Source organism: Kribbella sp., assembly GCF_035655035.1.
Lineage (GTDB): Bacteria > Actinomycetota > Actinomycetes > Propionibacteriales > Kribbellaceae > Kribbella.
This window is the reverse complement of sequence record NZ_DASRVN010000585.1, coordinates 1-7310: the sequence shown is the minus strand read 5'-3', so window position 1 is coordinate 7310 and position 7310 is coordinate 1. Positions and strand designations below refer to the sequence as shown.

The following is a 7310-nucleotide window of genomic DNA, read 5'->3' as shown; positions in this document are numbered from 1 at the left end:
CAGCATGATCCCGAACCAGAGCTTCTTCGCGGTGAACTCCAGCCGGGCGAACGCGTACGCCGCCATCGAGCAGGACACCAGGTTGCCGAGGATCGAGCCGAGCACCACCAGCGCCGAGTTCAGCAGGTACCGGGTGAACGGTTCGGTCAGCGCGTTCCAGCCGATGCGGTAGTTGTCGATCCGCAGGTCCTTCACCAGGATCCCGGGGTCGCGGAAGATCTCGTTGCCGGGGCGCAGTGAGCTGACCACCATCCAGATCACCGGGTAGAGCATCACCAGTGCCGACGCCGCCAGTACGACATGGATCACCAGCGGACGGACCCGGACCCAGGTGACGGCGCCGGCGCGCCGGGCGGTGACCGTGGTGCGGAGCGTTTCAGTCGTCATAGAACACCCAGTACTTCGAGGCGAAGAAGTTCGCGGCGGTGAAGACCCCGATGATCACGAGCAGGAACCACGCCATCGCGGAGGCGTAGCCCATGTCGAAGTTCCCGAAGCCCCGGTCGTAGAGGTACAGCGTGAAGAACATCGTCGAGTCCGACGGCCCGCCGCTGCCCCCGGAGACGACGAACGCCTGGGTGAACGACTGGAACGCGTGGATGATCTGCAGCACCAGGTTGAAGAACACGATCGGCGTCAGCAGCGGCAGCGTGATGCTGAAGAACCGGCGCAGCGTCCCGGCGCCGTCCACCGCGGCCGCCTCGTAGTACATCGACGGGATCTGCCGCAGGCCGGCCAGGAAGATCACCATCGGCGAGCCGAACGTCCAGACGTTCAGCACGACCAGCGTGCCGAGCGCGGTGCTCGGGTCGGAAATCCAGCCTTTTCCGTGGATTCCGAACACGTCGAGCACCTGGTTCAGCAGGCCGGTGGTGCCGAACACCTGCCGCCAGAGGATCGCGATCGCGACACTCGAGCCGAGCAGCGACGGCAGGTAGAAGATGGATCGATAAAACGCCATTCCCCGCACGCCCCGGTCCAGGACCACGGCGAGCAGCAGCGCGATCGTCAGCTGCAGCGGGACCGAAACGAACACGTAGGTGAACGTCACCTTCAGCGAGTTGTGCAGCCGCTGGTCGGACAGCATCCGGGTGAAGTTCTCCAGGCCGATCCACTTCGGCGCCTGGATCAGGTTGTAGTCGGTGAACGACAGGTACAGCGAGGCCAGCATCGGCCCGATCGTGATCAGGAACAGGCCCAGCAGCCAGGGCGCGAGGAACAGGTAACCGGCGAGGTTGTCTCGCTTGCCTGCATGTCCCACCCCACCGCCCCGGTCTGGCTTCTGACCTGCGGATTTCTTGCCCCGGAGGCTGCCGAGCTCACCCAGCGCACTCATCGTCTCGGGCACCTCCGGTACGGCGGAAAGTCGGCGGAAAGCGTTTGCTTTGGCCGGTGAAACTAGTACGAGAAACCGGTTTATGCAAGGGTTCGAGGACCCGCCGAGGTGTCCGGATGCGGTCGCCTGCGAAGCTCGGCTGTGATGGGGTGGCGACCGTGGACGAGGACTTCCTGACACTGCTGACCACGGCCAACGAGGCCCAGATCCCCGTGGTGCTCGCGAACCACCAGGACCCCGGTGACAGCCCCCGTACGGTCGCCCGGAAAGCACGGCGGCTGGTGTCCGGGTACGTCTGGAGCCGGTCGGCGTACCACCGCGACGCGACGCTCCTCGAGCCGATCGGACGGCTCGTCGAGCAACTCGCGGCGCGGCAGCACGAGGACGGGCTGTACGACGTCGGCAACCTGCACTCGCCGCCGGACACCGCTTTCGTGATCCAGGACGTGTGCGTGCTGTACGCGCTGCTCGACGTCGCCTCACCACTCCGGAAAACGTTGGCGGGCATCGTCCGAAAGGCAGCGCCGTCGCTCGCGGCGGGTGGTGTGCACACGCCGAACCACCGGTGGGAGGTATCCGCGGCGCTCGCCCGGGCGAACCACCTGTTTCCGGACCGGCGGTACGCCGCGCGGATCGACGACTGGCTCGCCGAGGGCATCGACGCGACCCGGGACGGGATCTACAGCGAGCGGAGTTCGACGTACGCCGCCGAGGTGACGAACCCGTCCTTGCTGACGATCGCCCGGCTGCACGACCGGCCTGAGCTGGTGGAGTACGTACGGCGGAACCTCGAACTGACGCTGTACCTGCTGGAGCCGAACGGCGAGGTGGACACCACGGCCTCGCGTCGCCAGGACCAGAAGGAAATCCGCGAGGTCTGGTGGTATCTCACGCAGTTCCGCGAGCTCGCGCTGCACACGGGGGACGGGCGGTTCACGACTGTTGCCAAGAGCATCGAAGCGCGCGGGACCGGTGAGCTCGGCGACTTCCTCGCCGAGGTCCTGGAACGGCCTTCGCTCGCCGCGACGCTTCCGGCCGCTGCGCCGGCACCCGACGATTTCGTCCAGCACTACCCGTCGCAGGCGTCGGCCCGGGTACGGCGGGGTGCTCGGACGGCGACGATCTTCGGCGGCACGGACTTTCACGAGTTCCCGGTGATCGCGTCCGGGCTGTCCACAAACCCGACGTTCTTCAAGTTCCGGCACGGAGCGGCGATCCTGGACTCGGTGCGGTTGGCGCCGCAGTTCTTCGGAACCGGGCATTTCCGCGCGGACGGGCTGCACCGGACCGGGCCTTCTACGTTCAAGCTCCAGCAAGAGGTACAGGCGGCGTACCACCTGCCGCTGCCGCCGGAGTTGCGGACGAGCGGGCGGTACGAGCTGACTCCGGAGGGACGGTTCTACTCGTCGATGGACTTCGGGAACCGGGCGAAGCAGTACCGGTCGCTGCGGACCGCGGTCCGGGTCGAGGAGATGGCGGACGGGTTCGACCTCACGTTCGGCTTCGACGGCGACGCGACGGCGTACGCGATCGAGTTGTGTTTCCGCCCCGGTGGAACGCTTTCCGGCGTGGACGCAGTGGATGCCGACGGCAACTACCAGCTCGTGTCCGGGACCGGGAGCTACACGGTCGGCGACGACCGGATCGAGTTCGGGCCGGGGAACGGGCCCGCCCGGGTCGCGATGGACCCGGGCGAGCAGTACACCTACCTGGGCGGAAACCTCACCCCGGACGGCCTGCGCGTGTACCTGACCGGCCGTACACCGGGCGCGCAGGTGCTCAGGATCCGGGCCTAACCGGCCGTTGCGACAACGGTTTCCAGGGTTCCGTCGTGCGGGATGCGCAGGACGTGGACGCGGCGGCGGCCGTCCCGCAGGTACGTCCGGGACGACGTACTGAGGGTCGCTGTCCGGCGGCCGGACCAGGTGATCGTGATCCTGGCCTTGCCCCGGCGGATCACCAGGCCGTCGGCGGTCGCGGTCCTGGTCTGGCCGTACGGAGCGACCGTTCCGTCCGAGAAAACGGTTTCGTCATCGGGCTGCAGGACGAGCGGGATCTGCTCGGTCGCGGCACCCGTCACGGCACCCGTCGCGGCACCCGTCGCAGTGACCCGGCGGGTGACGGAGTACGGGCCGATCAGCAGCTCGGTCGCCACCGAGCCGTCGGGGGTGTGGTAGCGGACCAGGTCCTTCGACGGGTACGAGGCGACAAGGTTGCTCTCGGCATCGGCCTTGCCACCGAGGACCGTGCCCCAGGAACCGGTGGCCGTCTGCTGCGCGTGGATCACGGTGCCGGCGACCGGATGCCAGAGGAACCCGGTGCCGGCCTTCACACCGCTCCCCTGCCGGTTCCCGAAGAACGCGCCGAGGTACAGGCCGGGACGCCGTACGTAGAGGTAGTCCTGATTGCCGTAGTCGTCGTGCCGCCGCTCGGTGAAGTTGTCGCTGCGCAGGTACGGCAGCCGGGCGATCGCGGCCTGTTTCGCGGCCCGGCTCGGCATCGTCTCGCCGTACGGCGCGTGCGCGATGATCCGCGGCGACGTGTCCTGCTTGGCGAGCGCGGGCACCGGCGCCGGATCCGCGGCCCAGGCGTTCCGGCTCGCCGTCTGGTCCTCGCGGGAGGTGAAGAACGCCCCCAACTCGGGCACGACCGGGACGAAGTGCGATCCGAGGATGGTCCGGTCCGGGTCCGGGATCACGTCGTCGTAGAACGCCTCCGCGGTCCGGTCCGACACGGCGTAGTACGTCAGCCAGCCGGAGCCGTCGGGCTCCCGGAGCAGGTTGTACCCGAACCAGTCGGCGAACCGCCGGGCCATCGTCGCGAGCTGCGGATTCCGGGTGAGCAGGTACAGCTCGGCCATCTCCGGCAGCATTACCTCGAAGTTGTAGTTGATGTCCATCCCGCGCGGGTCGTAGAAGAACCCGGCCGGGCTCTGCGCCCACTTCGCGAGGAAGCGGATCCGGTCCTGCAGCTTCAGCGACCGGTCGTGGTCGGGCAGCAACGTCAGCGTCCGCGCCGACCCGGCCACCCCTGCCGTCGCCTGGTTGGTGTACTCGAACGGGTTGTCCCAGACCACCGCGTTCCCCGGGTCCAGGTACCAGTCGACTCCCTTGCGCAGGGCAACTTCCACCTGAGCCTGCCGGCTCGGTAGCGCGTTCGCCCGGCGCAGGTTGGCCAGCGTCTTCGCGAGGTACCCGATGCCGAAACCGCTTGCCGCCTTTCCTTGCTCGCCGGGGTGGTACTCCGGCCAGGAGCCGTCCGGGTTCTGCAACCCGACGTAGTGCTGCAGCGCGGCGTCGAGCCGGCCGAGGAGCGCGTTGTCGCGGTAGTACGGGTTCCAGGCGCGCTTGTTCGCGTAGAACCAGCTGAGCGTGAAAACGTGTTCCTGGACGCGGGAGTTGTACGGCTGAGCGGGCGTCCGCCACCAGCCGCCGCCCATGAACCCGTACGGGTCGCTGTCGACGATGTCGTTCACCATCGGCGCGAGGATCACCAGGTACGGCGCGAACCGCTGCTCGCCCGGCGCGAACAGCCGCCGGTCCGGCGCACCGGCCGGAAGCCCGGCCAGCAACGGCAGCCCGGCGGCACGGGCGGACGCCGGGATCATCGTGGACGCAAGGCCGGCACCGGCTGCACCCAGCAGGACAGTACGACGTTTGACAGGCATGGCGGATCTCCTCGCTGCGATCGGACTGCCGCGAGTTTTCTGCGCCGCGCCAGGGCGGGTCAAGACCTCAGGCAGTGATAATTCGAATTATCACCAGTTTTCACCTCTTGACGGCTGTCGGCGGACTGTTCTACGGTTCCCGGCAATCCGTATTACCGCGAAGGATCGACGATGGCAGACAAGGCGACCACCCGGCTCACCCAGCGCGACATCGCGCGGCTGGCCAGGGTCAGTCAGACCACGGTGTCGCTGGTGCTGAACAACCGCAGCGACGCCACCGCGCGGATCCCGGCCGAGACCCGCGACCGGGTGCTCAAGGTGATCCGTGAGACCGGCTACCAGGCCGACCCGCTGGCCCGCCGGATGACGCAGCAGCGCAACCAGATCCTCGGCGTGTTCACGTACGAGTCGGTGTTCCCGAGCTCGAGCGGCGACTTCTACCACCCGTTCATGGCCGGCATCGAGGACTGCGCCGAGCAGCTCGGCTGGGACCTGCTGCTGTTCACCAGCGCCCCGGTCGCCGAGGGGCGCCGGCGGATCTTCCACGAGAACAACCGGCTCCGGATCGCGGACGGGTGCCTGCTGCTCGGTCGGGAGATCCCCGCCGAAGAGCTCGCCCGGCTGATCGCCGAGGAGTACCCGTTCGTCTCGGTCGGCCGCCGCGACGACGCCGGCGCCCCGGTGCCGTACGTCGGCGCCGACTACGCGAGCGCCACCCGCACCGTCGTCGAGCAGGCGTACGCGCTCGACCACCGGCGGATCGCGTACGCCGGCCTCGGCAGCGGCGCGGAGTCGTCGGCGGACCGGATGCGCGGCTTCCGGGACGCGGCCGGTGCGCGCGCGCCGCACGTACCGACCACGGACCGCTCCCCCGGCGAGGTGCTCGACGACCTGCTCGAACGCCGGATCACCGCCGTCTTCGTCGAGGACCGCGCGGACGCGATCGCGCTGTACGCCGCGGCCGCAGAGCGCGGGATCGACGTACCCGGGGACCTGTCCGTCGTCACCCTCGGTGATGCCACCCGGCCGGCGGCCAGCGACCTGGACTTCTCCGGTTTCCACGTCCCACGGCGGGCGATGGGGCTGCGCGCGGTCGAGCTGCTGGAGGCGATCCTCAGCGGGACCGCCACCCAGCAGCAACTGCTCCTCCCCTGCGACCTGACCGACGGAATCACCCTTACCCCGCCCAGCAAAGGTATTTAGATGCAGACAGATGTTCTCGTGGTCGGCGGTGGTTTGGGCGGCGTCGCCGCGGCCCTGGCCGCGCTCCGGACCGGTCGCTCGGTGATCCTGACCGAGGAGTTCGACTGGCTCGGCGGGCAGCTGACCAGCCAGGCCGTCCCGCCGGACGAGCACTCGTGGGTCGAGCAGTTCGGCATCACCGCGTCGTACCGCGCGCTGCGCGACGGCATCCGCGCGTACTACCGCCGGCACTACCCGCTCACCGTGGCGTCACGGGCCGACCCGCACCTCAACCCCGGCGCCGGGTACGTGTCGAAGCTCTGTCACGAGCCGCGCGTCGCGGTCGCCGTACTGGAGGAGATGCTCGCGCCGTACCGCGCCAGCCGCCGGTTGCAGGTCCTGCAGCCGTACCGCCCGGTGGCCGCGGACATCGACGGCGATCGGGTCACCGCCGTGACCGTCCAGCATCGCGACACCGAGGAGCAGCTCACGCTCACGGCGCCGTACATCCTGGACGCGACCGAGACCGGCGAACTGCTGCCGCTGACCGGGACGGAGTACGTCACCGGGTTCGAGGCGCAGAGCGAGACCGGCGAGCCGAGCGCGCCGGCGGAGGCGCAGCCGCTGAACATGCAGGCGGTGTCGTACTGCTTCGCGGTCGACCACGTCGACGGCGACGGTGTCGACATGGTCGGCGACAAGCCGGCGAACTACGCCTTCTGGCGGAACTACCAGCCGTCCTTCTGGGGCGACCGGCTGCTGTCCTGGACCGCGCCGAACCCGCGCACCCTGGAGAGTTCGGTACGGTCGTTCACCCCGAACCCGGACGACGACCCGCTCGCGGTGGTCGCGGACCAGCGGCGCGGCGGCGGCGACACGAACCTGTGGACCTTCCGCCGGATCGCGGCCCGCCGGCACTTCGTCCCCGGCGCGTACGACAGCGACATCTGCCTGGTGAACTGGCCGATGATCGACTACTTCGAAGGCCCGGTGATCGACGTACCGGACGCCGCGAAGCACCTCGCCGCGGCCCGGGAATTGTCGCAGGCCGTCTTCTACTGGCTGCAGACCGAGGCGCCGCGCCCCGACGGCGGCACCGGGTTCCGCGGACTGCGGTTGCGCGGC

5 protein-coding genes and 1 pseudogene are annotated in these 7310 nt (G+C 69.0%); 3 read left to right on the top strand and 3 right to left on the bottom strand.

Annotation, left to right across the window (positions count from 1 at the left end):
• Together VFF46_RS31055 and VFF46_RS31050 are read right to left on the bottom strand one after the other, a co-directional pair.
• A pseudogene (locus VFF46_RS31055) lies at positions 1-387 on the bottom strand (carbohydrate ABC transporter permease); the annotation flags it as partial.
• A complete protein-coding gene (locus VFF46_RS31050) occupies positions 377-1336 on the bottom strand; it encodes a sugar ABC transporter permease (RefSeq protein WP_325040792.1) in 960 nt (319 codons plus the stop codon). The gene VFF46_RS31050 and the pseudogene VFF46_RS31055, both read right to left, overlap by 11 nt.
• A 116-nt stretch (positions 1337-1452) precedes the next feature.
• On the opposite strand from VFF46_RS31050, the gene VFF46_RS31045 reads away from it, so the two are divergent.
• On the top strand, positions 1453-3132 hold the full coding sequence (locus VFF46_RS31045) for a hypothetical protein (protein ID WP_325040791.1): 1680 nt from the start codon (positions 1453-1455) through the stop codon (positions 3130-3132).
• Here VFF46_RS31045 and VFF46_RS31040 read toward each other — a convergent pair.
• Positions 3129-5003: a hypothetical protein gene (locus VFF46_RS31040; RefSeq protein ID WP_325040790.1), complete on the bottom strand. Its 1875-nt coding sequence runs from the start codon at positions 5001-5003 to the stop codon at positions 3129-3131. The two genes, VFF46_RS31045 and VFF46_RS31040, sit on opposite strands and share 4 nt — an antisense overlap.
• Positions 5004-5174: 171 nt before the next feature.
• Here VFF46_RS31040 and VFF46_RS31035 point away from each other — a divergent pair, with 171 nt between their 5' ends.
• Positions 5175-6206, top strand: coding sequence for a LacI family DNA-binding transcriptional regulator (locus VFF46_RS31035; RefSeq protein ID WP_325040789.1), 1032 nt, complete (start codon positions 5175-5177; stop codon positions 6204-6206).
• Positions 6207-7310 (top strand): FAD-dependent oxidoreductase (locus tag VFF46_RS31030; RefSeq protein ID WP_325040788.1); only part of this gene is annotated, 1104 nt, incomplete at its 3' end.